We start from the raw sequence: 25,317 nt of genomic DNA on the forward strand, positions 1-25,317 counted from the left end.
CCGGCGAAGGCCGGGACCCATAATCACAGGGAGTAGTTTGGCGAAGGTTCGTCGTTCGGTACTCCTACCCTCAACTGTCGATGGATTCCGCGGTATGGGTCCCGGCCTTCGCCGGGACGACACGAGGATGTGGTGATTGCGTCGTTTCAAACGACAGCCGCTCACGCCACCAGCGACAGCTTCGGAAGGCTCGCGAGCACGGACTGGTTGCGGCCGCCGGATTTGGCCGCATAGAGCGCCTTGTCGGCGGCGGCGACCAGGATCGACCAGTCCATACCTGCCGTAGGGACGAGGCTGGCGATGCCGCAGGAGACGGTCGACGTCGCCTGATCGTCGGACCAGCCCTGCACCTTGCCGCGGATCGTCTCGGCGATCTTGAAAGCGTCGGTGGCCGAGGTGTCCGGCAGCAGCACCGCGAATTCCTCGCCGCCATAGCGCGCGGCGCAGTCGCCGGCGCGACGCACGGAATCCGAGATGCAGATGGCGATGCCGACCAACACCTGGTCGCCGGCCTGGTGGCCGAACGTATCGTTATAGGCCTTGAAGTGATCGGCATCGATCATGAGCAGCGCAACCGGCGTCTTCTGGCGCATCGCGCGCCGCCACTCGATCTCGATCGCATGGTCGAACTTGCGGCGGTTGCGTAAGCCCGTGAGCGCGTCCGTCGTCGCCATCTCCTCGAGCTTGCTTTCGGCTGCGGCGCGCCGGCCGATCTCGCGGGCGAGCACGATCGCCGTCCCCAGCACGAACAGCGCGAGCACCAGGACCACCGCGCCGATGCGGAGCGCCTCCTTCTGCCACAACGCGAACACCGCGCTCAGCGGCTTGCCCGCCACCACGAACAGCGGATTGGTGCCGCCGCTGCGGACATAGAGCCGCGGTGTGCCGTCGATCGGCCCCTGTCCGGCGAACGCGCTGCCGACCTTCAGATTGTCGGCCTTCCAGACCGGCCGTTCGTCGAGGTTCTTGCCGATCACGTCGAGATCGAACGGCCGCCGCATCATGACGGTGCGGTCGCGCTTGAGCACGGTGATGGTGTCCTCGGGATCGAGGCTCAGCCGCTCGAACAATTCGTGGAAATAGCTGAAGCGGATCGAGCCGGCGACGACGCCGAGAAAGCCGCCGTCGGTGTCGCTGATGCGACGGCTCAGCACGATGGAATAGGCGCCGCGGAACAGCATCGGGCGGCTGATGAACAATCCTGCGGCCGCGTTGTCGCGATGAACCTTGAAATAGTCCTCGTCGCCGCGGGTTTCCGGCAGCGGATCGAGCGAAGAGGCGTCGATGGTTAGCCTGCCGTCGGCATCGAACACCTGGATGGCGCCGAAATGCCTCGCCGTGGTCGAATGATCGAACAGGATGAGGTGGCGGATAGGCTTCGAAACCGTCCCGATCTCGGACAGCAGCATGTTGCTGGCGACCGCCTTCAGCGACAGATCGTAGATCTCGATATTGCGGCTGATGTCGGCTTCGATCGTCGTTGCCAGGTTCTCGAGCGTCTGGCGGGCGAGCGCCTCCTCGCCGCGACGCATGTCCAGCATGACGTTGACGCAAATGGCGGAAAAGCCGATCACCGTCACCACGGACGAGATGATCAGCAGCTTCGCCGAAATCCGCCACGGCCGCCGGGCCGTGACTTCGCGCCATCCAGACAACATCGGTTGCTCCCGACATGAGTGGATGCGCCCGAAAACTTGAGTAGTGTTTAAGCCGGGACGGCGTTGCCGCAATGAGTTAAGAAACGGTTTATAGAGCTCCCGGTTTTCAGCAAACCAGGGCTTCGGACGAGAGGACGACGGTGAACGATTACGACGCGTTGCGCGACTATCTGATGCGGCAGAAGCAGACGGAATTCGTGCTGAGCTATGAACAGATCGAGGAGATCATCGGCGCTGCCCTGCCGCGCGCGGCGCATCGTGCCTCGTGGTGGGACAGCCTGCGCAGCCCCGACATCCAGATGCCGCAGCGCGAGGCCTGCCTCGCCGCGGGCTTCGTGGCGACCCGGATGCCCGACGGCCGGAGCGTAAGATTCAGGCGGAAGCCCAGTGAGCGGCGGCGTTAGCGCTCTTTCTTCCTTCTCCCCTTGTGGGAGAAGGTGGCGCGAAGCGCCGGATGAGGGGTCTGTCTCCGCGCATTCAAATGGAAATGGAGTCCACAAGGGGAGAGGGCATAAGCGAGACTAGCTCGCCGCCTCCAGCCGCACTTCCGTAAGCAGCCGCATCGCCGCGTCGGCGTCCATCGGCTCGCCGAAGGCAAAACCCTGCGCGTATTCGCAGCCCATCTGGTAGAGCTCGACCGCGTCGGAATCGGTCTCGGCGCCTTCCGCCACCACGTCCATGCCGAGGTCGTGCGCAAGCGCGATGATCGACTTCAGGATCACCGGACGGGTGCCGCGGTTGGTGGTGCGCACGAAGGACTGGTCGATCTTGATGGTGTCGAACGGGAAGCGCTGGAGATAGGCCAGCGACGAATGGCCGGTGCCGAAATCGTCGAGCGAGAGCCCGGTACCGAGTTCGCGGATCCGCGTCAGCATCTGCGCCGCGTGCTCGGGGTTCTCCATCACCAGCGATTCCGTCAATTCAAGCTTCAACGTGCCGCGCGCCACCGACGAGCGCGACAGCACGGTGCGGATGTCGTGGATCAGATCGTGGCGCAGCAATTGCCGCGACGAGACGTTGACGGAGGCAAAGATCGGCTCGCGCGAGCGCATCGCACGCTGCCAGATCGACAGCTGCTTGGCGGTCTGGTCGAGCACGAACATGCCGAGGTCGATGATCAGCCCGGTCTCTTCTGCAATGGTGATGAATTCCGACGGCGCCATGCGCCCGAGTTTGGGATGATCCCAGCGCGATAGCGCCTCGAAGCCGGCGATCGACCGATCTTCCAGCCGCACGATCGGCTGGTACAGGATCGTGAGCTCCTGGCGCTCGATGGCGCGGCGCAGCTCGCTTTCCAGCGTCAGGCGGTCGGTCTTCCGCGCGCGCATCGCCGGCTTGTAGACGTCGATGCGGTCGCCGCCGATGCGCTTGGAATGATACATCGCCAGCTCGGCGTCCTTGATGATCTCGTCGGTGAGCTGGGTCTGCGGATCGGAGAGGGCGAGACCGATCGAGGCGGTCAGGAAGATCTCCCGGTCGTTGAAGGCGATCGGCGCGCGGATGGTCTTGCGGATGGTCTCGGCGAAGGCGGTGATGCGGGCGGGGTCCTGCTCCGAGAGCAGGATCAGGCCGAACTGGTCGCCGGCGAGCCGCGCCAGCGTGTCCTGCGGCTTCAGGATGCGGGTGAGGCGGCGGGCGAGCGTCAAGAGGATGGAATCGCCGACCGCGATGCCGACGGAATCGTTGACCTGCTTGAAGCGGTCGAGGTCGATCACCATCAGCGTCGGCCGCAGCGTCGGCATGGTCTTGGCGAAATGCGCGACCGCGCCGAGCCGGTCCATGAACAGTTTTCGGTTGGGCAGGCCGGTGAGGTTGTCGTGCACGGAATCGTGCAGCAGGCGCTCCTCGGCGTTACGCAGCTCGGTGACGTCGGTGAGCGTGCCGACCACGCGCGAGACCTCGCCGTCCGAGCCGACCACGGGGCGCGCCTTCAGCGCGAACCACATGAAATGACCGTCGGGCGTGCGCAGGCGGAAGTCTTGCACCAGTCGGCCGCGGCGCTGATCGAGCACGCTGTCGAGCGCGGCGCGGAAGCGGTCCTGGTCGAGCGGATGCAGCACTTCGAGCCATGATGCGGCTGGGCCTTCCAGCGTGCCGCGCTTCAGGCCGAGCAGGGCTTCGGTCTCGGGGCTGGTGAAAACCTTGTCGGCGGAGACGTCCCAGTCCCAGATCAAATCGCCGGAGCCGGCCAGCGCCAGCGCGCGGCGCTCGATGTCGGAGACGACGCCGGTGGTGGCGCCGCCGCCCGCGAAAGCGTGCTGCATCACCGTGAAACCGATCAGCATCACGATCAGCACCAGGCCGCCGAGCAGCGCGGGGCCGACGATGTCGTTGGTGACGGAGCCCGCGACCGCCATGCCGGCCGCGACCACCCAGACCACCAGCAGGAACCAGGTCGGGATCAGCAGCACCGCGCGGTCGAAACCGTGGGTCGAGAGATAGACGATCAGCCCAAAGCCGGCGAAGGCGATCAACACCAGCGATATGCGTGCGATGCCGGAGGCTACGGCCGGGTCGAACAAGGCGAGCGCCACCAGCGAGCCCAGGAACGCGAGCCAGCCCACCGTGATGTGCGAATAGCGCACGTGCCAGCGGCTTAGGTTGAGATAGGCGAACAGGAACACCAGCAGCGTCGCCGCCAGGATCGCTTCACCCGCCGCGCGCCAGATGCGCTCGGCGTTGTTCGACATGTCGAGCACCTTGCCCCAGAAGCCGAAATCGACACCGATATAGACCAGCACCGCCCAGGCCAGCGCCGCGGCCGCCGGGAACATGATGCTTCCCTTGACGACGAACAGGATTGTGAGAACGAGAGCCAAAAGCCCGGAGATGCCGATCACGATGCCCTGGTAGAGCGTGAAGGAGTTGACCTTGTCCTTGTAGGACTCCGGCTCCCACAGATAGAGCTGCGGCAGCTTGTCGGTGCGCAGTTCCGCGACGAAGGTGATGACGGCGCCGGGGTCGAGCGTGATGCGGAAGACGTCGGCGGTCGGGCTTTCCTGCCGCTCGGGCCGGTCGCCGGTCGAGGGCGTGATGGTCGCGATCCGCGACAGCCCGAGGTCGGGCCACAACAGGCCGGAGGAGACGATGCGGTAGTGCGGGGCGACGATCAGGCGGTCGAGCTGGTCGTCGGTGTTGTTGGCGAGCGCGAACACCACCCAGTTCTGGCCGCCCTCGCGGGCGCGCACCTCGATGCGGCGGACGATGCCATCGGTTCCGGGCGCGGTGGAGACCTGGATGCGGTCGGCATCGCTGCGCTGGTGCTCGAGCACGCCGGTGAGGTCGATCGCGGGCGCGTCGCCGCGGACGCTGACAGCGTCAAGCGCGCGTGCAGGCGACACGGCGACAAGAATCATGAGGCCCAGCGCGAAGGGCGCGAGGCACCTGATCAGACCCAAGGTCAGTTCTCCGCGTTCGACGCAAACTCTGAGTGCAAGGCGATTTCAGACCGGACGGAAGTGGTTCGGTGCGTCGCGATAGATGCCACGAAAGCGAGGAAAATCAAAGGGTTTCCGGCTTGCCCTGTGGGCCAGAGGCCTAGACTTCCAACACAATTTTGCCAATATGGGCGCTGGTCTCCATCCGCCGGTGCGCGTCGACGGCTTTTTCCAGCGGGAATGAGCTGTCCATCAGCGGTTTTACGCGTCCTTCGCGCAAAAGGGGCATGACCTTGTCCTCGATCGCCGCGACCATCGCCGCCTTATCCGCATTAGTACGGGGGCGCAGCGTGGACCCCGTATGGGTCAGCCGCTTCACCATCACCTTGGCGATGTTGACGCTGACCTTGGGGCCGTTGAGGGTTGCGATCTGGACGATACGGCCGTCGACCGCGGCTGCATCGTAGTTGCGGTCGACATAGTCGCCGGCGACCATGTCGAGGATCAGGTTGGCGCCGGCATTGCTGGTCTCCGCCTTGACCACGGCGACGAAGTCTTCGTTCTTGTAGTTGATCGCGCGGTCGGCGCCGAGCTTGAGGCAGGCGTCGATCTTGTCCTGCGAGCCGACGGTGACGATCACCTTCGCGCCGAACGCCTTGGCGAGCTGGATCGCCATGGTGCCGATGCCGGAGGAGCCGCCGTGGATCAAGAGCGTCTCGCCGGCCTTCAGGCCGCCGCGCTCGAACACATTGTGCCAGACCGTCATCAGCGTTTCCGGCAGCGCGCCGGCTTCCTTCATCGACAGTGCCGGCGGCACGCTCATCGCCTGGGCGTCCTGGGCGATGCAGTATTGCGCATAGCCGCCGCCGGCGACGAGCGACATGACCTTGTCGCCGATCTTGTGCCGCTTGGCGTTGCTGCCCACCGCCACCACTTCGCCCGCGATCTCGAGGCCCGGCAGGTCGCTGGCGCCGGGCGGCGGCGGATAGGCGCCGGAGCGCTGCGCCACGTCGGGCCGGTTGACGCCCGCGGCCTGCACCTTGACCAGGATCTCGTCGGGGCCGGGCTGCGGCAGCGCCCGCTGTTCCGGCACCAGCACCTCCGGTCCGCCGGGCTTGGAGATGGCGACCACGGTCATTTGCGCGGGCAGCTTTTCCATGATTTGTCCTTGAGCAGGGGTAAGAGCTGGAACGGGGCCATTGATTAGCCAGCGCGGTCCAAGCTGGCAACCACTTCGGCCTCGTTTGGCCGTGCGAACGCAGGAGGATCGACCATGCCAATGGAAGACGACGACCGCCCGCGCAAGAAGGTCAGCCACGAGATTGGACAGGACCTCTCACTGTTGTCGGTCGAGGAACTGAGCGAGCGCATCGCTCTGCTCAAGACCGAGATCGCGCGGCTGGAGGAAGCCGCAACAAAGAAGCGCGCCTCGCGCGACGCGGCGAACAGCGTGTTCAAGTCGTAGACCGCGGTCGTGTCCCGGACATGTGGCGCCGAACTTTCCCCGCGTCATTCCGGGGCGGCGCGGCAGCGCCGAGCCCGGAACCCATAACCACAAGCCGTTGAAGCGGGCAGGCTGGCAGCACCGGGCCATTGCATCCGCTCGTGGCTATGGATTCCGGGCTCGCGACTTCGTCGCGCCCCGGAATGACGACGGGATAGAGAAACGCGCCGCAACGCACTCGGCCACTGACCGACATGGCTAACGAACCCTCAAAATAATCGCTCGTTTACTCCCGATTAAGCTTTCGGGTTTATGACTGGAACTGTCCTCGTTTGGACACCGAGTGGCTCCTGTCCACTCTGTTTGACGCCTCCCTGTTATCAACTTTCAAAGCCGCCGGTTTTCCGGCGGCTCTTTTTTGCCTCTCATTCCGGTTGAATTCCGAGGAAAGACGCGCGGAAACCATATCCGCGCTTGTCGCTGGACTCCGCGTCCCGCCCGCGCAATGATTTGTTCATCATAAGCCGGCGCCAAAGCCGGATCGGTAAACAGTTGCGTAAGGGGCGTTAACCATGGAACGTTTGCAGGCCGACGGCGCTCTCGTTCAACTCAGCGAACGGTTCACCAATTCTGCGGCATTCGGCACCCTGTTCCGCGAGGGCATGGATCTCGTCGAAGAGACCGCCGCCTATCTCGACGGCGCCGGCCGTACCGAGGCCAAGGCGCTCGATCGTGCCGTCAGCCTCACCTATGCGACCGAAAGCATGCGTCTTACCACCCGCCTGATGCAGCTCGCTTCGTGGCTGCTGCTGCATCGCGCGGTGAAGGAAGGCGAGATGACGCTGGGCCAGGCCAGTCGCGAAAAGACCAAGGTCAAGCTCTCGGCCGCGGATCCCGGATCCAGCGACATCATCGAGAAGCTGCCCTCGCAGCTGCAGGACCTGATCCATCGCTCGATGAGCCTCCAGACCCGCGTGCGCCGACTGGACACCACCATCCACACCCCGCCGGCCGATCTCCCCGCGATCGGCAACCCGCTGGTGCCGCACCTCAACGCGCTGAAGGCGGCGTTCGAGCGGTAAGGTTTACTCGCTGTCATTCCGGCGCGGTCCGTAGGACCGAACCCGGAATCTCGAGATTCCGGGTTCGATGCTCACGCATCGCCCCGGAATGACGGCCGAAAAAACAAAAACGCCCCCGGTCTCCCGGAGGCGTTTTTCGTTCGCGACCGATACGGCCGGATCAATCCTTTTTGAGAAAGCCCGAAAACTTTTTCTGGAAGCGCGAGACGCGGCCGCCGCGATCCATCAGCTGCGCGTTGCCGCCGGTCCAGGCCGGGTGCGACTTCGGGTCGATGTCGAGGTTCAGCGTGTCGCCTTCCTTGCCCCAGGTGGAGCGGGTCTGGTACTCGGTTCCGTCGGTCATCACGACCTTAATCATATGATAATTCGGATGAATCTCGGCTTTCATGGCAATTCCTAGGGCGACCGGCGCCGCTCGCTTGAGTGATGATCGATGACGGATTTGGCCGGGTCTATACCCCACGGGACCGCGTAAAACAAGTCATTGCGGGCCTTGAGAACCGGGCGATCCCCTAAGGGACATCCCGGATTTGCCACGCCCGCTCCCCCGGCCTATCTGGTGGACACTTGTCCCATTGGGTCCAATCTCATGAGCGCTGTGGAACGGCTTGACGACCAATACCGCGACGAGGGCCAAAACGTGCCCGCCGAGTCGATCGAAGCCGCGCTGATCGAGGCGCCGGCGAAGAGCCGTGCGCGGTTGCGGCCGCTGCTGGCGCTCGCGCCTTATGTGGCCCGCTATCGCGGCCGTGCGGCGCTCGCCTTCGTCGCGCTGACGATCGCTGCGCTGACCACGCTGCTGGTGCCGATCGCAGTACGGCGGATGATCGATTTCGGCCTCACGCCGGAAGGCATCGCGCTGATCAACAGCTACTTCTCGGTGATGATCGCGGTCGTCGCCGTGCTCGCGCTGGCCAGCGCTGCGCGCTACTACCTCGTGATGACGATCGGCGAGCGCATCGTCGCAGATCTCAGGCGCGACGTCTTCGCGCATCTGCTGTCGCTCTCGCCGGCCTTCTTCGATTCCGCGCGCAGCGGCGAGCTGGTGTCGCGGCTCACGGCCGACACCACCCAGATCAAATCCGCCGTCGGCGCATCCGTGTCGATCGCGCTGCGCAACCTGATGATGTTCTTCGGCGCCGCCGCGATGATGGTGATCACGAGCCCGCGCCTCTCCGGCTTCGTGCTGCTGGCCATTCCCCTGATCGTGCTGCCGCTGGTTGCGTTCGGGCGCTGGGTGCGTCGGCTGTCCCGCAATGCGCAGGACACGCTTGCCGACGCTTCCGCCTATGCGGGCGAGCTGGTCGGTTCGATCCGCACCGTGCAAGCCTATACCAGCGAAGGGTTCGCCGCGAAGCGTTTCGGCGGCGAGGTCGAGCAGGCCTATGAGGCCGCGCGCACCTCGACACAAGCGCGCGCGGTGCTCACCGCCATCATCATCTTCATCGTGTTCGCAAGCGTGGTCGCGATCCTCTGGATCGGTTCGCATGACGTGCTCATCGGCACCATCACGCCGGGCCGGCTCGGCCAGTTCGTGCTGTATGCGGCCTTCGCCGCGGCTGGCCTTGGCCAGCTCAGCGAGGTCTGGGGCGAGGTCTCGGCCGCCTCGGGCGCCGCCGAGCGCCTGTTCGAGATCCTGCATGTGGAGCCCGAGATCAGCGCGCCTGCGTCTCCGCGTGCGTTGCCGGTGCCGGCGCGCGGCGAGGTCGGATTTGATCACGTCAGCTTCTCCTATCCGGCGCGGCCCGACGCCAACGTGCTCGACGCCGTGTCGTTCACCGTGCGTCCCGGCGAGAAGGTTGCGATCGTCGGTCCGTCCGGCGCCGGCAAGAGCACGATCTTTCATCTGCTGCTGCGCTTCTACGATCCGCGCAACGGCGCGATCTCGCTCGACGGCGTACCGGTCAGATCGGCCGATCCGCGCGACTTCCGCGCGCGCATCGCGCTGGTGCCGCAGGAATCGACCGTGTTCGCCGCCACCGCCCGCGAGAACATCCGCTTCGGCCGGCCCGGCGCGACCGATGCCGAGGTCGAGCGCGCCGCCGAGCTCGCGCACGCCGCCGAGTTCATCCGCCGCATGCCTGAAGGTTTTGAGACCCCGCTCGGCGAGCGCGGCGTGACGCTCTCCGGCGGCCAGCGCCAGCGCATCGCGATTGCGCGCGCGATCCTGCGCGATGCGCCGCTGCTGCTGCTCGATGAAGCAACCTCCGCGCTCGATGCTGAAAGCGAGACCTTGGTGCAGACCGCGCTGGAGGAGTTGATGCGCCACCGCACCACGCTGGTGATCGCGCATCGCCTCGCCACCGTCTTGTCCTGCGACCGCATCCTGGTGATGGACCAGGGCAGGATCGTCGAGCAGGGCACGCATGCCGAGCTGGTTGCTGTGAACGGGCTTTACGCGAGGCTGGCGAGGTTGCAGTTCGAGGGGGCGTGAGGCGTTTCGGCTGTCGCCCCCTTCGCGGTGTCATCACCCCGCCTTGTGCGCATTTGCGCACTGGGGCGGGTGATCCAGTACTCCGAGACTTAGTAATCAATCGATAAGCGCGGCGTACCCGGCAACGTCGACATCGACGCGCTGAAACAACGCGCCGGGATGCGCTAGTCGGTCGATGCACCCCGGCCCGACTCGCGCGCAGAGAAGGGGCGCGGCGACGCCACACCGACCACCACCACCACCATCACCCACCCCACCGTCAAGCCGAAAGCGTCAAAGAAAAGGAATCAGGACGAACCGCGCAAAGGCGACAGCACGCTCGCGTCATCTACGCAGCAATGCGCAAGCTGATGAAGCAAGGCATCACCGAATACACCAGCTTGGCAGCGAAATTCGAAGAGCTGGGCCACACACCGGCAGCCGTGGTGGAAGGATCACCCGCGCACGCCTCTGCGAAATCCGCCAGCGCCTGGACAAGAAGTAACGTCGCGGCGACTGCTGCTCTTCCCCGGCGCTCGTTTCACGTGGGTTTCACCAGTGAACGACCAAAGCCACGGACGTGCAACAAGTCGCAACTGCATTTTACTCGCTCGCTCCAGGGAACAGAATATTCGGCCGTGTGGCGTGAATGTCACATACGCAGCAACCTAAATGTGCATACAATCTTAGGTTATTTTCGGTGCGGGGGCATCCGATGTTTGTTCGATTAATTGCCGCAAGCGCGGCTGCATTCTTATTATCGAATTGCGCAATCCACCCGGTGCCGGAAGACGTCACCGGTGTGAACACATACCATATTGCACGGCAAATCCGCTGTGAGACGCGCGAGGCCGCCTTGCAGTTTCTGCTGAGGGAACTCAGGCGGCTTGCCACGGACCATGAAGACCAACTCGCGGTCCCGATCGCACGGCAAGTGTTGGATGAATACGAAGCCAACCCGGACTCGATCAGCAAGTTCACGCCCGAGCGGTTTCGTGGTCCGAAATACGAACAGGTCCGCAACTTTTATCGAGTGATCTATTCCACCGCAATCGCTTACAATTTTGATCTCACCATGACCGAAAACAACGACCTCGGCACCACCATCAACCTGCTGGGTCCGTGGGCGCGGAAATTTACGCTTGGAGTAACCGGGGATGTGAACCGGGCACGAACCAACGAACGGTCATTTACGGTGACGGACACATTCGGTGACCTCTTGATGACCGTCAATACGCCGGTTCGCGGTCGTCGGTACTGCGACGGCCAGATTGTTCAAGCCAATTATGTCTATCCTATCGCGGGTCATATCGGCGTCGACGAACTCGTGATGACCTTCTTTCAACTGGTCTATCTCGGGGGCTTGTCCGTTAAGGACGGCGACCCCGGCGCGATCGGCCCTCCGACCATAGCCGACAAGCTGACATTCACCACAACCATCGACGCGACGTTGACGCCCAAAATCATTTTCACCCCTGTCGGCGCCGGCTTCCAGCTCGCAGATGCTTCGGTTACAGGCTCGGCAACCCGGACGGACACACACAAAGTCACCGTAGGCCTTGCGCTAGATAAGGAGGTTGTAGCGTCTCTCGGTTCGCTTCGCGGTTACCTATTCTCAAGGGAACGAAGCGCTGGCTTTTCCGTCGCTTCGCCCCCAGTACGCTCGGCGAGGGTGCCCGCGAGCCGGACTGTGCGCACGGCACGGGTGCCCCCAAGTGGTATTTTCATTGGAAACACCCTTACTGCGCAGGCTCGCACCTCGGCTGAGGAGCTGGCTGCCAACGCAGTCGATCAGCTGAAAAGTCGAGAGCTTCAGCTCATACGTTCTCCATGATCAAGGAGTGCTCCGCATGGCAAAATCCGCCTCACGACAGGCCCAAAAGCGGTCGTCACCCCGTACTGGCAGGTCGGCAAAGAAAGCCAAGACAACAAGAGCCAAAAAGCGGCCAGCAAAGAGCAATCGGACGAGCAGGACGATGGATCCACTGCCCGGCAACGATCCATTTGAATTGTGACTTCCACGGCATTCACATCACATTTTAAAACCGAAGGAGCTTCGTGATGATTAGGGCAGCTGCTTTCAACCAGGGAAAATTTCCGACCATCGCTTTCACGAATCTGGCGAAGGAGTCTCTCGGCGTCGATCTCCGCAAACTGGTGTCGGCCCTGGAGAAGCAACTGGAGCGCGATTTTGTACCCATATGGGGGTACCCGGCAAAATTGCGTATAAGCGACAAGCCAAAGCCCGACGAATGGCAAATTGTGTTCCTGGATGATACCGATGAAGCCAATGCCCTTGGTTATCATGACTTAACCAAGGACGGGCAACCTGTATCGAAGGTCTTCGTCAAGAGCACTATTGGAGCCGGCGAGAAGATAAGTGTGACCACCTCGCATGAGTTGCTCGAAATGCTGATCGATCCCGGTGCGCAGATGTGGGCCCAAGACAGCAAGGGCGTGTTTTACGCTTACGAGATGTGTGATGCAGTGGAGGACGGGGAGTATGAAATCGATAGCATCGCGGTAAGCAACTTCGTCTATCCGTCGTTCTTTGAATCTTGGCACAAGCCGCGGTCGGTGCGGTTCGACCACCTCGGAAAGGTGGCTCGGCCGTTCCAGACCTTGGCGAACGGCTATCAAATTGTGAGCAACGGCTCATCAGCGCGGGAGATCTTCGGCTCGCGCCGCAAGGAACGCCACTTCCGTGAGGTCGAAGTCCGCACCATGCATCGCAGCGAGTATCGCAAGGAAATCGCAGGTAAGCGGGCGGGCACCACAACATATCCTGGCGAAAGCGGGGCGGCGGCCGACACGAGAAGGCCCCGCGCGGCTGTTCTCCATCACGCCGGGCGACTTCTGTCGGAGCTGGCGGCAATGGTAGACCCGCTGCCCGGCGATGATCCATTTGAGTTGGCCAGACGCGGTCGTCAAGGCCGCGTCGTCGATCCGCTTCCTGGCGGCGACCCGTTCGAATTGTAGCGGCGGCTGAGGAAAGTTGGCGGCCCGCCAAGAAGCGATTTGTGAATTGCCTCACCTGTGGGGCCAGATCATCGCGTTAAGGTGGGTCAGTTTGGTCACTTACGATGTTCTCGACGGCGGTCTTTCGAAGGAGACCATCCATGGTGGACGAACATCAAATAGCCACTGAACGAAATGATGCGCTCCGTCGGGCGTGGCGCTTCGTTATAACGCATGGAGCCGGCATCGCAGTGATCATTGCCGGCCTTTGGACGGCCGGGACCTGGCTTTACATTCAGCACCAGCAGGCGTCGGATGCGGCCGCCGCTGAGACATCCCGGAGGGAGCAGGCTACCCAAATCGCGATACGGGAGTCGCAGAAGCCGTTCCTGGAACGGCAATTGGCATTCTACTTCGAGGCCGCGAAGGTGACGGCCAAGCTGGCTACTTCCACCCCCGCCAAATCTTCAGCCAATCAAGACCAACCGCCTCCTGAGGATTGGGACTGGGCACGCAGAAGGTTCTGGGAGCTCTATTGGGGTGAGCTCGCAGCTGTAGAGAGTCCCGAAGTGGCGAGGGCTATGGTGCAATTCGGCAATGGCCTGAATGAACTCGAAAAGTGCATCGACAAGGGAGGTAGCTGCGATGAGACGCAGAACGCCCTGAAGGGACCGTCCATCCAGCTTGCGCATCAGATTAGGGAATCGATCGAGAAGGGATGGGGATACTCGCTCCCCTCGCTTCAGAAATGAATCCTGGCTTCTGATTGACCTCCGTCGAACTCAAGCCAACGACGCCTCAGAAATCCGCCATCCCCGCCCCCAAAACCTTGCAAATCCGATGCTCCTGTTTTGCCCGACGTGTCAAACGGCCCCTGCGTAAGCCGTTGATTTCGCTATCATCGGCTACTGTGCATGGGGTTGTTTTCGAGATTTTGGTTTTGGAAGCGCCTTACGCCCGCCAAATCATCTTCAGCACCGGCCGTCCCGAGGTCGGGTTCAAATCGTCGCCAGCATGGGCAAAGCCGTTGCGCTCGTAGAAGCGGATGGCGCGGGCGTTGTCCTTGTTGACGAGCAGGGTGACGCCGGTCGGCGACAGGCGCTTGGCTTCGTCGACCAGCAGCCTTGCCGCGTCCGAGCCCCAATGCGCGGGATCGACCACGAGCTGGTCGAGATAGCCGTCGCCGTCGATGGTGACGAAGCCGGTCAGTGCGCCGTTCTGCTCGGCGACGACGATCGAGGCCTTCGGCACAAGGTCCTTGCGCCAGCGCTCCCGCCACCATTCGAGCCGTGTCGCGAAGTCGATCTGCGGATAGGCCTGCTGCCAGGTGCGATGCCAGAGATCGATCGTGGCCGCTTCGTCCTCAGGGCGATAGGGGCGGAGGTGGGTCATCTTGCGAAGGTCGTCATGCCCGGGCATAGCCGTCCGAAGGACGGCGTCGCTTCCGCTCGCCTATGCCCGGGCATCCACGAAAGGCCGCACGCGCGGAAGCAAAGACGTGGATGGCCGGGACATGCCCGGCCATGACGATGCGGCGAGTGTTGTGCGACCCTCATCACTACCGCTCCGTCAGCTTCAGCTCGATGCGGCGGTTGCGCTTGTAGGCTTCCTCGGTGTTGGCGATGTCGAGCGGCTGGAATTCGCCGAAGCCGGCTGCGACCAGGCGTTGGGCCGGGACACCGAGCGAGATCAGGTACTGCACCACCGAGATCGCGCGGGCCGCCGACAGGTCCCAGTTGGACTTGAAGTTCGGGCCGTTGACCGGCCGCACGTCGGTATGGCCGTCGACGCGCAGCACCCAGGCGATCTCGTTCGGAATCTTCTTGTCGAGCTCGATCAGCGCGGCCGCCAAGGTGTCGAGCTCGGCGCGGCCCTCCGGCAGCAACGTCGCCTGTCCGGTGTCGAAGAACACCTCGGACTGGAACACGAAGCGGTCGCCGACGATGCGGATGTCGGGGCGGTTGCCGAGGATGGCGCGCAGGCGGCCGAAGAATTCGGAGCGGTAGCGCGACAATTCCTGCACGCGCTGCGCCAGTGCGACATTCAGGCGCGAGCCGAGATCGGCGATCCGGTTCTGCGATTCCTTGTCGCGCTTCTCGGAGGCGTCGAGCGCTTCTTCCAGCGCCGCCAATTGCCGCCGCAGCGCGCTGATCTGCTGGTTCAGCACCTCGATCTGGGCCAGCGCGCGCGACGAAACCGCCTTCTCCGAGTCCAGCGCCTTGCCGAGCTCGGTGGTCTTGCCCTGCGCGTCATTGCCGGCACTGGCGAGGCCATCATAGAGGCCCTTGATGCGGTCGCGCTCGGTCTCGGCCGAGGCGAGCCCGGCCTTCAATTGCGAAACCTGGTCGTCGAGCGTGAGCTTGCCGAGCTTTTCCAGCGACAGCAGTTCGTTGAGCTGGGCGATCTTGGCGTTGAGCTGCTCCAGTGCCTTGTCCTTGCCGGTGACCTCCTGCGACAGGAAGAACTGCACGACCAAAAACACCGACAGCAGGAACACGATCGACAGCACCAGCGTCGACAGCGCGTCGACGAAGCCGGGCCAGTAGTTGAAGGCGCCGTCGCTGCGGCGGCCGCGGGCTAGAGCCATGATCGTCTCTCGATGTTAGATGCTCAACTCTTCTCGGGCTGGCGCGCGATGCGTTCCAGCAAGCGCCGGATCTCGCGGTTCTGCTCGCCCTGGCCATCGGCCCATTCGCGGATCATCTGCTGCTCGGTCCGCATGTGCGAGACCAGCGCCTGGATGGCTTCGGCGAGGCTCGCCATCGCCGCCGTGGTGCCGCGGCTGGCGCTGCCTTCCTCGAGCACGGAGCGCAGCCGCTCGACGGCGGCCTGAAGCTCGCCGCTGGCAACCCCGCCGCCACCGCCGGAAACGCCGGCAAGCTCGCCGCTGCCGTATTCGCGCACGGTGGTGGCGAGCCAGTCTTCGAGGTCGGTATAGAAACGGTTCTGCGCCTGGCTCGATTGCAGGTCGAGGAAGCCGAGGATCAGCGAGCCGGCGAGGCCGAACAACGAGCTCGAGAACGAGATGCCCATGCCGCCGAGCGGGGCGGCCAGTCCCTCCTTCAGCGTGTCGAACAGTGCGCCGGAATCGCCGCCGACCTTGAGCCCGTCGATCACCTTGCCGACCGACCCGACCGTCTCGATCAGGCCCCAGAAGGTGCCGAGCAGGCCGAGGAAGACCAGCAGGCCGGTCATGTAACGCGAGATGTCGCGGGCCTCGTCGAGGCGGGTCGCGATCGAATCGAGCAGGTGCCGCATGGTGGTCTGGCTGATGGTCATGCGGCCGGAGCGCTCGCCGCCGAGGATCGCAGCCATCGGCGCCAGCAGTTTGGGATGTCGGGCCGGCGCCAAACCGGGATCGGCGATGCGGAAATTGTTGACCCAGGAGACTTCGGGGTAGAGCCGGATGACCTGGCGGAAGGCCAGGATAATGCCGATGAACAGCACGCCGCCGATCAGGGCATTGAGCCCGGGATTGGCGAAGAAGGCCTGGATGATCTGCTTGTAGAGCACCACGCTCACCAGCGCGCAGAGCACCAGGAAGACCAGCATCCGCACCAGGAAGACGCTGGGCGAGGATAGCTTTGTATATTCGATGTCAAGGGTGGAACGAGGCGAGGTGCCTGACGGCATGGCCAGTATCATCCGTTACGAAAGCTTGCTTGCAGCCGCACTATGGCACAGCGCCAGCCCAAAAAAAGCGCCCGATGCGCCGATTTCGCGGCGGGTCACGGAACTCAATGCTGAAACTGCGCTTTGATACCCACGTATTTTGTAAAATTTCGGCGCTCCACAGGCTTAGCTCGGATTTTTTGCATGGCGTTTTTTCTTGGGGGGACTAGCCGTCATTCCGCTCTGGCTCGCGGTCCTGACGGCGTTCGCCCGGGGGTGCAACGGCGCACCGGCCATTTGGACCAGGATGAACCCATCCCAACCCCTGTCTTTTCTTTCGTCCCCAAAGACGTCGTGGCCAAGGGAGCGGTCGCATGAGCTTTGTTTCCACGATCATCGGGACTGCCGAACGTGTACCGCTGCCGGACGTCGTGATCCGCGCCGCGATCCAGCGCCTGTGCTCGCGCACCGCGACTCGGCTCGCTGCGCTCAATGCGGCCGATGACGCAGCCTTCGCCGGGCGGATGATGCTACTGCCGATCACCGAGCACGCGGACGCCGCCAACACCCAGCATGACGACGTGCCTCCGAGCTTCTTCGCGCAAGTGCTCGGCCCCAACCGCAAATATTCGTCCTGCTTCTACAAGACCGACGCAACCACCTTGCGGGAGGCCGAGGAGGAGGCGCTGCGCCAGACCGCCGAGCATGCCGGTCTCGCCGACGGCCAGACCATCCTCGAGCTCGGCTGCGGCTGGGGCTCGCTGTCGCTGTGGATGGCGCGGCAGTTTCCGCATGCCAAGGTGACGGCGGTGTCGAACGCGCAGTCGCAGCGCGCCTATGTCGAGGAGGAGGCGCGGTTGCGCGGCTTGCTGAACCTGCGCGTCGTCGCCGCCGACATGAACGTGTTCGCGCCTGACGGCCAGTTCGACCGCATCGTCTCGGTCGAGATGTTCGAGCACATGATGAACTGGCGCAAGCTGATGACGCGCGCGCGCTCATGGCTGGCGCCAGAAGGCCGCTTCTTCATGCACGTCTTCACCCATCGCTCCGGCTCCTATCTGTTCGATCGGGCCAATCGCGAGGACTGGATCGCGCAGCATTTTTTCACCGGCGGCGTGATGCCGAGCCATCATCTGGTCCGGCAATATGACGACATCTTCGCATCGAAAAGGAATGGTGCTGGAGCGGCACGCATTATCAGCGCACCGCGAACGACTGGCTCGCCAATTTCGATGCGCATCGCGCCGCGATCGAGGCGAGCTTGCGCAACGTCTATGGCGAGGATACCGCTCTGTGGATGCGGCGCTGGCGCTGGTTCTTCCTCGCCACTGCCGGCCTGTTCGGCTACGCCGATGGGACCGAATGGGGCGTCAGCCACTACCGGATGAAGGCCGCCGAGTAATTGCGATCTTCTGTCGCAGCACGCTGCGATGGAACCCGACTCACAATCCGGTGAGCCGAGAAAAGCGCCCTGAACTCAGCACGATGGGTCATGTGACATTGAGCCGCCCGCGCAATGCGTTGCATTGCAGCAAGTCCGTTCTATTTTGACGGCATCAGCTGCGCGGAATCGCCCAGAACGGGCGCCGTGTGGAGCGTGACCAAGTTTCAACAACATCGAGGCACCCCACTTCATGTCAGGACTTCGCGCGCGATCGGCATGCGTTGCAATGATGCTCGCGGCCTTTGCGCCGCTGCTCGCGGGCTGCAATGAATCCAGCTCCGCCGTCTCCGCCGCCCAGCCCGTTGACCCTGATGTCAGCATCGTCGTCGTCAAGCCGCAACCGCGCGCCGTGGTGCGCGAACTGCCGGGCCGCATTGCGCCGACCCGCGTCTCCGACGTGCGGCCGCGCATCTCCGGCATCGTGGTCGAGCGCCTGTTCCGCCAAGGCAGCGAGGTGAAGGCGGGCGATGCGCTCTATCGCATCGATCCGCGTCCGTTCGAGGTCGAAGTCATGGCCAACGACGCCGCGGTCGCCAAGGCCGAGGCTGCGTTGATGCAGGCCAGGCAACAGGCGCACCGTATCGCCACGCTCACCAGTCAGCGCGCCGCGCCCGAGGCCGAGAACGAGAAGGCGTTCGCGGCCGAGCGCCAGGCCCACGCCGAGGTCGAAGGACGCAAGGCCGAGCTCGCACGCGCAAAGCTCAATCTCGACTACGCCACCGTGCGCGCACCGATCGACGGCGTCGTCGGTGCGGCGCTGGTCAGCGAAGGCGCGCTCGCCGTTCAGAACGAGACCAATCTTGCCACCATCCAGCAGCTTGACCCGATCTATGCCGACTTCACCCAGTCGGTGAACGAGCTCAACCAGCTCCGCCGCGCCTTCGAGAGCGGCGATCTCGAGCGCATCGCGGCCGATGCCGCCAAGGTGCGCCTCGTGCTCGACGACAACACCATCTATTCGCTCGACGGCAAGCTGCTGTTCTCCGACGCCAAGGTCGACGCCCAGACCGGTCAGGTGACGTTGCGTGGCGAGTTTCCCAATCCCAAGCGCGAGCTCTTGCCGGGCATGTATGTCCGCGTGCGCATCGACCAGGGCCTCGACTCCGACGCGATCGCGGTGCCGCAGCAGGCGATCCAGCGCAATGGCGGCGGCGGCAGCGAGGTGTTCGTCGTCAAGGACGACAACCGCATCGCGGTGCAGCCGGTCCGCGCCGGCTCGGTGCAGGACGGAATCTGGTTCGTCACCGACGGCCTGAAGACCGGCGACAAGGTCGTGGTCGAAGGCTTCCAGAAGTTCGCGGCCGGCGACAAGGTCAAGCCGCAATCCTGGTCCGAGGCGGATGCGACCGCGGACAACCGGCACGCTCAGAAGCTCACGCGGTAACGCGCCATGGCCAGCTTCTTCATCGACAGGCCGATCTTCGCCTGGGTCGTCGCGCTGTTCATCTGCCTGGTCGGCGCGATCTCGATCCCGCTGTTGCCGATCGCACAATATCCGATCATCGCGCCGCCCTCGATCTCGATCTCGACCAGCTATCCCGGCGCCTCGCCCGAAAACCTCTACAACAGCGTCACCCGGCTGATCGAGGAGGAGCTCAACGGCGCCTCCGGCATCCTCAACTTCGAATCGACCAGCGACTCGCTCGGCCAGGTCGAGATCATCGCCAATTTCGTGCCGGGTACCGATACGAGCGCGGCGTCCGTCGAAGTGCAGAACCGCATCAAGCGCGTCGAAGCGCGCCTGCCGCGCGCGGTGATCCAGCAGGGCATCCTGATCGAGGAAGCCTCCAGCGCGGTGCTCCAGATCATCACGCTGAACTCGACCGACGGCAGCCTCGATGAGGTCGGCCTCGGCGACTTCATGATCCGCAACGTGCTCGGCGAGATCCGCCGCATCCCCGGCGTCGGCCGCGCCACGCTCTATTCGACCGAACGCAGCTTGCGCGTCTGGGTCGATCCGGCAAAGCTGGTCGGCTATGGGCTCACCGCCGACGACGTCAACAAGGCGATCACCGCACAGAACGCGCAGGTCGCCTCGGGCAGCCTTGGCGCCGAACCGGCGACCGCGACCCAGCGCACCTCCTCGCTGGTGCTGGTCAAGGGTCAGCTCTCCTCGCCTGACGAATTCGGTGCCATCATCCTGCGCGCCAACGCTGACGGTTCGACCGTGCGCCTGCGCGACGTCGCACGCATCGAGGTCGGCGGCCTCAGCTACCAGTTCAACACCCGCCTCGACGGCAAGCCGACCGCGGGTCTTTCCGTGCTGATGTCGCCGACCGGCAATGCGCTGGCGACCGCGAGCGCCGTCGAAGAGAAGATGAAGGAGCTGTCGCGCTTCTTCCCGGCCAATATCGGTTACGAAATTCCCTACAACATCACGCCTGTCGTCGAGGCCTCGATCAAGAAAGTGCTGACAACGCTGGTCGAAGCCGTGGTGCTGGTGTTCGTGGTGATGTTCCTGTTCCTCCAGAACATCCGCTACACCATCATTCCGACCATCGTGGTGCCGGTGGCGCTCTTGGGCGCCTGTACCACGCTGTTGCTCGCCGGCTACTCCATCAACATGCTCTCGATGTTCGGCATGGTGCTCGCGGTCGGCATCCTCGTCGACGACGCCATCGTCGTGGTCGAGAACGTCGAGCGCATCATGGCCGAGGAGGGCCTGCCGCCGAAGGAAGCGACGCGGAAAGCCATGTCGCAGATCACCGGCGCCATCATCGGCATCACGCTGGTGCTGATGGCGGTGTTCGTGCCGATGGCGTTCTTCCCGGGCTCGGTCGGCATCATCTACCGCCAGTTCTCCGTCACCATGGTCGCCGCGATCGGCTTCTCCGCCTTCCTGGCGCTGTCGCTGACACCGGCGCTGTGCGCGACGCTGCTCAAGCCCGTCGCGGCCGGTCACGGCCATGCGAAGAGGGGCGTGTTCGGCTGGTTCAACCGCGTGCTCGAGGGCGGCAAGGAAGGCTATTCCCGCACCGTCGGCTTCTCGCTGAAGCGCACGGGACGGCTGATGCTGGTCTATGTCGCGCTGCTCGCCGGGCTGTCCTGGGCCTTCGTCAGGCTGCCCGGCGGCTTCTTGCCGGTCGACGACCAGGGCTTCGTCACCACTGACGTGCAGACGCCGTCGGATTCGTCCTACGCGCGGACGGAGGCCGTGATCGAGAAGGTCGAAAAATATCTGGCGCAGCGGCAAGGCGTCGACAACGTCACCTTCCTCACCGGCTTCAGCTTCTCGGGCCAGGGCATGAACACCGCGCAGGCCTTCATCACGCTGAAGGACTGGTCCGAGCGCGGGCCGAAGGACTCCGCTGCTGCGATCGTCGCCGACATCAACCGCGATTTGTCGTCTTCAATCCGCGATGCAAAGATCTCTGCGCTGCAGCCGCCGCCGATCGACAATCTCGGCAATTCCTCGGGCTTCTCGTTCCGTCTCCAGGACCGCGGCCAGAAGGGCTATCCGGCCTTGATGCGCGCCGCCGACCAGTTGATCGCGGAGGCCAATGCAAGTTCGGTGCTTCAGAAGGTCTATGTCGAGGGCCTGCCCGAGGCGGGCGTGGTCAATCTCGTGATCGACCGCGAGAAGGCCGGTGCCTTCGGCGTCACCTTCGAGGACATCAACAACACGATCTCGACCAATCTCGGCTCGAACTACATCAACGACTTCCCGAACCGCGGCCGCATGCAGCGCGTCGTGGTGCAGGCCGACGCCCGCGACCGTATGCGGACCGAGGACATCCTCAACTACAACGTCAAGAACAGCCGCGGCCAGCTCGTGCCGTTCTCGTCCTTTGCCACGATCGAATGGGCGCGCGGACCGACGCAGATCGCCGGCTTCAATTACTATCCGGCGGTGCGCATCTCCGGCGAAGCGAAACCCGGCTTCACCTCGGGCGACGCCATCGCCGAGATGGAGCGGCTCTCCGGCAAGCTGCCGCGCGGCTTCGGCTATGAATGGACCGGCCAGTCGCTCCAGGAAAAGCTGTCGGGCTCGCAGGCGCCGTTCCTGCTGGCGCTGTCGGTGTTCGTGGTGTTCCTGTGCCTGGCCGCGCTCTACGAGAGCTGGACCATTCCGCTCGCGGTGCTGCTGACCGTGCCGCTCGGCATCGTCGGCGCGGTGATCGCGGCGATGCTGCGCGGCCTGCCCAACGACGTCTATTTCACCGTCGGCCTGATCACCATCATCGGACTTGCCGCAAAGGACGCGATCCTGATCATCGAGTTCGCCAAGGACCTGCGGAAAGAGGGCAAGCCGCTGGTGGAAGCCACCATCGAAGCCTGCCGCCTGCGCTTCCGCCCGATCCTGATGACCGGCCTCGCCTTCATCTGCGGCGTGCTGCCGATGGCGATCGCCCACGGCGCCGGCGGCGCCAGCCAGCAATCGCTCGGCAGCGTCGTGATGGGCGGCATGATCGCGGTGGTCATCCTGGCGCTGCTGATGGTGCCGGTGTTCTTCGTCTCTGTGCAGCGCGTGTTGGGCGGGGAACGGGAGAAGGTGGTGGAGGCGGAGATGTATGGGCCGCCGGCGCCGGTCAAATCGTAAGGCACACTGTCATGCCCGCGAAGGCGGGCATCCAGTACGCCGCGGCTTCTCGGTATCCAACGAAAGTCTCTGGAATACTGGATCACCCGCTTTCGCGGGTGATGACGGCGGTATGTGAGGCGCGGCCTTCGCGCTACGCCGCCTTCCGCAAAATCTTCACCAGCTCCCCGTGCACGAACTCATTCCCGCACACCACGTGTCCCGTCACCAGCGCATCGCCGGGAGTGTCGATGTCGCTGATCGTGCCGCCTGCTTCGCGCAGCATGATCTGGCCGGCGGCGATGTCCCAGGGCTGGAGGTTGCGTTCCCAGTAGCCGTCGAGACGGCCGGCGGCGACGAAGGCGAGGTCGAGGGAGGCGGCGCCGAAGCGGCGCAGGCCGGCGACGCGGTCCTGGATCGCGGTCATCTCGCGGCGGAATTCCTCGTGGTCGCCGCGGCCGATATGGGGCAGGCCGCAGGCCACCACGCATTCGTTGAGCTGGCGGCGGCCGGCCACGCGCAGGCGCTGGTCGTTGAGGAAGGCGCCCTTGCCGCGCTCGGCGATGTAGAGCTCGTCATTGGCGGGGTTGTAGATCACGCCCGCGATGATCGTGCCCTCGCGCGAAAGCCCGATCGAGATCGCGAATTGCGGGATGCCGTGCAGGAAGTTGGTGGTGCCGTCGAGCGGATCGACGATCCAGGTGTGGCTCTTGTCGGGGCCTTCTCGCGTGCCGCCTTCCTCGCCGATGAAGCCGTAGCCGGGCCGGGCCTTGGCGAGGTCCTGGTAGAGGATCTCCTCGGCGCGCTTGTCGGCGAGCGAGACGAAATTCGCCGGGCCCTTCAGCGAGACCTGGAGATGCTCGATCTCACCGAGATCGCGCTTGAGGCTACGGCCGGCGCGACGCGCAGCCTTGACCATGACGTTGATAGTGGCGGAATACAGCATGAGCTCTGGTCTTGATCGGGGGAAATGGCGCAAAATCGCGCCCGTTTGAGGGATTGGGTGCCCTGCGAGGGGCCCAACGTCAAGTCATTGCGTCAAGTCATTTGGTCCCGAGCCATTTCCTGGCGGCGGCCTCGGCTTTGGCCCGGTCGTCGGGAGGCAGATCGGACAATTGCTTGTCGAGCTCCGGGTCGCCCTTGCCGGCGGTTTTTGCAACCAGGTGCCATTTGAACCCCTCGACCTTGTCCACCGTCGCGCCCATGCCGTTGATCAGCACCCAGGCCAGCCGGTTCTGCGCGATCGCGCTGCCTTGGCGGGACGCCTTGCGAAGTAACGCGACCGCCGCCGGTTGGTTCTTCGGCGTGCCGGAGCCATTGAAAAGTGCGATGGCGTATTCGACCTCGGCATCGACATTGTCGGTCAGCGTGGCGGCCTGGAGCAGACGCACCGCCCTTTCGGGGTCCTTGGGCACGCCGGTGCCTTCCTTGTAGAAGGTCGCGAGCGCGTATTGCGCCTCGGGCAGCCCCGCGTCCGCCGCCTGGCGCAGCAGCTCGGCGGAGCGCTTGACGTCCTGCGGCAGGGTCTGGCCGTCCAGATAGAGCAAAGCGAGGTTATAGGCCGCCTTGGGCTCGCCGAGCTTGGCGGCGGAGGCCATCAGCTTGACCGCCTCGCCCTTGTCGACCGGGCCGCCGCGGCCGGAAATCCGCAGCATGGCGAGCGCGAACATGGCCTCGCGGTCGCCGGCGTCGGAGGCGCGCTTGTACCACTGGAGCGCCTTGGCGTAGTCGCGCCTGATGCCCATCGCGTTGGAATAGAGCTCGCCCAGCATGGTCATCGCCTTGGGATCGCCTGCTTGCGCGCGGGCGGTGGCGAGATCGAACGCGGTCTTGTACTGGCCGCGCTGATAGGCGCCGAACACCAAATCGACATTGGAATTGTCGTTCGGGGGCGCGGGGATCACGGTCGCAGCGGGCGCCGGGCTCGGCGAGGCCGATGGTTTTGGCGCGGCATCCTTCTTCTTGGTGATGGTGTGCGGCTTGGTCTTCGGCTCTTCCTTGGGCTTGTCCTTGGCTTTTTCCTTGGTGGCCGACGGGCTCGGCGTTGCGGCCGGCGGAGTGATCTGGAGCTGCGCGGCCGCGGGCGCCGTCAGCAGCAGCGTGGCCAGGATGGTGATGCGCGGGAGCTTCATGTCGGGCGCTAGCCCTGGCCCATGAGGAGAGCCGCATGGGCCTTCTTGATCGCAGTATCGGCTTCGATCAGCGCGGCCTTGGGCCCGCGCGGATCGGCCCAGATGAAATCGCCGACCAGCACGAAATCGGCGCCGTTGGCGGCGAAGTCGTGGGCTTCCTCGATCGACGTGGCAAAGCCGACGCAGGGCGGCTCGAACAGCTCGGCCCACCAGTCCAGTCGCTCGGCGATGGCTTGCGCCGACGGCCGCTGTCCCGTCGCGTCGGGCTCGCCGAACAGCACGTAATCCGCGCCCATCTCGCCTGCAGCCATGGAGTCGTGGCGCGTCTCAAGCCCGCCGACACCGGCGATGCGATCGGGCTTCAGCGACGGCATCGCCTCTTCCAGCGCGGCAATGCCGGAGAGGTGGGCGCCGTCGGCGCCGCCGCGTGCGACCAGCTCGGCATGCCCGTCGACGAGCAGCGCAGCGCCAGCGTTCTGCACGATCGGCGCGAGCGCCTTGATGCGCGAGATCATGCTGCGCTGGTCGGTCTCCTTCAGCCGCACCAGCACGGCCGCGACGTCGGCCGATGCGAGCAGACCCGGCAACTCGGTCACGAGCGAAGCGGGATGATCGACGACCGGCGTCACGAGATAGAGGCGCGGCGCCGGTCGCGGCGGAGGCGATTTGTTCGACAAG

Annotated in this window: 20 protein-coding genes and 1 pseudogene; 11 read left to right on the forward strand and 10 right to left on the reverse strand. The window is 64.3% G+C overall.

Annotation, left to right across the window (positions count from 1 at the left end):
* Positions 1-161: 161 nt before the first annotated feature.
* Positions 162-1,658, reverse strand: a complete 1,497-nt coding sequence (locus IVB18_RS04255; RefSeq protein WP_247988087.1) for a sensor domain-containing diguanylate cyclase — start codon at positions 1,656-1,658, stop codon at positions 162-164.
* Between the two features lie 140 nt (positions 1,659-1,798).
* Between IVB18_RS04255 and IVB18_RS04260 the strand changes: the two genes are divergently transcribed.
* The gene (locus tag IVB18_RS04260) at positions 1,799-2,062 is read left to right on the forward strand and encodes a hypothetical protein (RefSeq protein ID WP_247988088.1); all 264 of its coding nucleotides are present in this window, start codon (positions 1,799-1,801) and stop codon (positions 2,060-2,062) included.
* A 117-nt stretch (positions 2,063-2,179) separates the two neighbouring features.
* Here IVB18_RS04260 and IVB18_RS04265 read toward each other — a convergent pair whose 3' ends face one another.
* Together IVB18_RS04265 and IVB18_RS04270 are read right to left on the reverse strand one after the other, a co-directional pair.
* Positions 2,180-5,056: an EAL domain-containing protein gene (locus tag IVB18_RS04265; protein WP_247988089.1), complete on the reverse strand. Its 2,877-nt coding sequence runs from the start codon at positions 5,054-5,056 to the stop codon at positions 2,180-2,182.
* 139 nt (positions 5,057-5,195) lie between these two features.
* The gene (locus IVB18_RS04270) at positions 5,196-6,194 is read right to left on the reverse strand and encodes an NAD(P)H-quinone oxidoreductase (protein ID WP_247988090.1); all 999 of its coding nucleotides are present in this window, start codon (positions 6,192-6,194) and stop codon (positions 5,196-5,198) included.
* A 114-nt stretch (positions 6,195-6,308) separates the two neighbouring features.
* On the opposite strand from IVB18_RS04270, the gene IVB18_RS04275 reads away from it, so the two are divergent.
* Complete coding sequence (locus IVB18_RS04275) at positions 6,309-6,500, forward strand: DUF1192 domain-containing protein (protein WP_247988091.1); 192 nt, start codon at positions 6,309-6,311, stop codon at positions 6,498-6,500.
* A gap of 551 nt (positions 6,501-7,051) precedes the next feature.
* A complete protein-coding gene (locus tag IVB18_RS04280; protein WP_247988092.1) occupies positions 7,052-7,561 on the forward strand; it encodes a DUF1465 family protein in 510 nt (169 codons plus the stop codon).
* A gap of 160 nt (positions 7,562-7,721) precedes the next feature.
* On the opposite strand, the gene rpmE is transcribed toward IVB18_RS04280, so the two are convergent.
* Positions 7,722-7,949: a 50S ribosomal protein L31 gene (gene rpmE, locus IVB18_RS04285; RefSeq protein ID WP_247988093.1), complete on the reverse strand. Its 228-nt coding sequence runs from the start codon at positions 7,947-7,949 to the stop codon at positions 7,722-7,724.
* 201 nt (positions 7,950-8,150) lie between these two features.
* Between rpmE and IVB18_RS04290 the strand changes: the two genes are divergently transcribed.
* From IVB18_RS04290 to IVB18_RS04305, 4 genes are all read left to right on the forward strand, one after another.
* Positions 8,151-9,995 (forward strand): ABC transporter ATP-binding protein/permease, encoded by a 1,845-nt coding sequence (locus IVB18_RS04290; protein ID WP_247988094.1) that lies wholly within the window; start codon positions 8,151-8,153, stop codon positions 9,993-9,995.
* A gap of 694 nt (positions 9,996-10,689) precedes the next feature.
* A complete protein-coding gene (locus tag IVB18_RS04295) occupies positions 10,690-11,808 on the forward strand; it encodes a hypothetical protein (RefSeq protein WP_247988095.1) in 1,119 nt (372 codons plus the stop codon).
* Between the two features lie 227 nt (positions 11,809-12,035).
* Positions 12,036-12,953: a hypothetical protein gene (locus IVB18_RS04300; protein WP_247988096.1), complete on the forward strand. Its 918-nt coding sequence runs from the start codon at positions 12,036-12,038 to the stop codon at positions 12,951-12,953.
* A 140-nt stretch (positions 12,954-13,093) separates the two neighbouring features.
* Entirely contained in the window at positions 13,094-13,684 is a 591-nt protein-coding gene (locus tag IVB18_RS04305; RefSeq protein ID WP_247988097.1) for a hypothetical protein, read from the forward strand.
* A gap of 199 nt (positions 13,685-13,883) precedes the next feature.
* Here the strand turns inward: IVB18_RS04305 and IVB18_RS04310 are convergent, their stop codons facing one another.
* The 3 genes from IVB18_RS04310 to IVB18_RS04320 all read right to left on the reverse strand — a co-directional run bounded on the left by IVB18_RS04310 (position 13,884) and on the right by IVB18_RS04320 (position 16,565).
* Positions 13,884-14,324, reverse strand: a complete 441-nt coding sequence (locus IVB18_RS04310) for a GNAT family N-acetyltransferase (RefSeq protein ID WP_247988098.1) — start codon at positions 14,322-14,324, stop codon at positions 13,884-13,886.
* Positions 14,325-14,490: 166 nt separating this feature from the next.
* Entirely contained in the window at positions 14,491-15,519 is a 1,029-nt protein-coding gene (locus tag IVB18_RS04315; protein WP_247988099.1) for a peptidoglycan -binding protein, read from the reverse strand.
* 23 nt (positions 15,520-15,542) lie between these two features.
* Positions 15,543-16,565, reverse strand: coding sequence for a flagellar motor protein MotA (locus tag IVB18_RS04320; RefSeq protein ID WP_247988100.1), 1,023 nt, complete (start codon positions 16,563-16,565; stop codon positions 15,543-15,545).
* Here IVB18_RS04320 and IVB18_RS51545 point away from each other — a divergent pair.
* The 4 genes and pseudogenes from IVB18_RS51545 to IVB18_RS04335 all read left to right on the forward strand — a co-directional run bounded on the left by IVB18_RS51545 (position 16,564) and on the right by IVB18_RS04335 (position 22,528).
* Positions 16,564-16,692, forward strand: coding sequence for a hypothetical protein (locus IVB18_RS51545; RefSeq protein WP_256476703.1), 129 nt, complete (start codon positions 16,564-16,566; stop codon positions 16,690-16,692). The two genes, IVB18_RS04320 and IVB18_RS51545, sit on opposite strands and share 2 nt — an antisense overlap.
* 226 nt (positions 16,693-16,918) lie before the next feature.
* A pseudogene (locus IVB18_RS04325) lies at positions 16,919-17,946 on the forward strand (cyclopropane-fatty-acyl-phospholipid synthase family protein).
* Positions 17,947-18,178: 232 nt separating this feature from the next.
* A complete protein-coding gene (locus IVB18_RS04330; protein WP_247988101.1) occupies positions 18,179-19,372 on the forward strand; it encodes an efflux RND transporter periplasmic adaptor subunit in 1,194 nt (397 codons plus the stop codon).
* A 6-nt stretch (positions 19,373-19,378) separates the two neighbouring features.
* Entirely contained in the window at positions 19,379-22,528 is a 3,150-nt protein-coding gene (locus tag IVB18_RS04335) for a multidrug efflux RND transporter permease subunit (RefSeq protein ID WP_247988102.1), read from the forward strand.
* Between the two features lie 133 nt (positions 22,529-22,661).
* On the opposite strand, the gene IVB18_RS04340 is transcribed toward IVB18_RS04335, so the two are convergent.
* The 3 genes from IVB18_RS04340 to IVB18_RS04350 form a co-directional block, all read right to left on the reverse strand.
* Positions 22,662-23,453, reverse strand: coding sequence for an inositol monophosphatase family protein (locus IVB18_RS04340; protein WP_148738721.1), 792 nt, complete (start codon positions 23,451-23,453; stop codon positions 22,662-22,664).
* Positions 23,454-23,550: 97 nt separating this feature from the next.
* Positions 23,551-24,639, reverse strand: a complete 1,089-nt coding sequence (locus IVB18_RS04345; RefSeq protein ID WP_247988103.1) for a tetratricopeptide repeat protein — start codon at positions 24,637-24,639, stop codon at positions 23,551-23,553.
* An 8-nt stretch (positions 24,640-24,647) separates the two neighbouring features.
* Positions 24,648-25,316: a thiamine phosphate synthase gene (locus tag IVB18_RS04350; protein ID WP_247988104.1), complete on the reverse strand. Its 669-nt coding sequence runs from the start codon at positions 25,314-25,316 to the stop codon at positions 24,648-24,650.
* Between the last annotated feature and the right edge of the window lies 1 nt (position 25,317).

The sequence above is a fragment of the Bradyrhizobium sp. 186 genome (assembly GCF_023101685.1).
Taxonomy (GTDB): domain Bacteria; phylum Pseudomonadota; class Alphaproteobacteria; order Rhizobiales; family Xanthobacteraceae; genus Bradyrhizobium.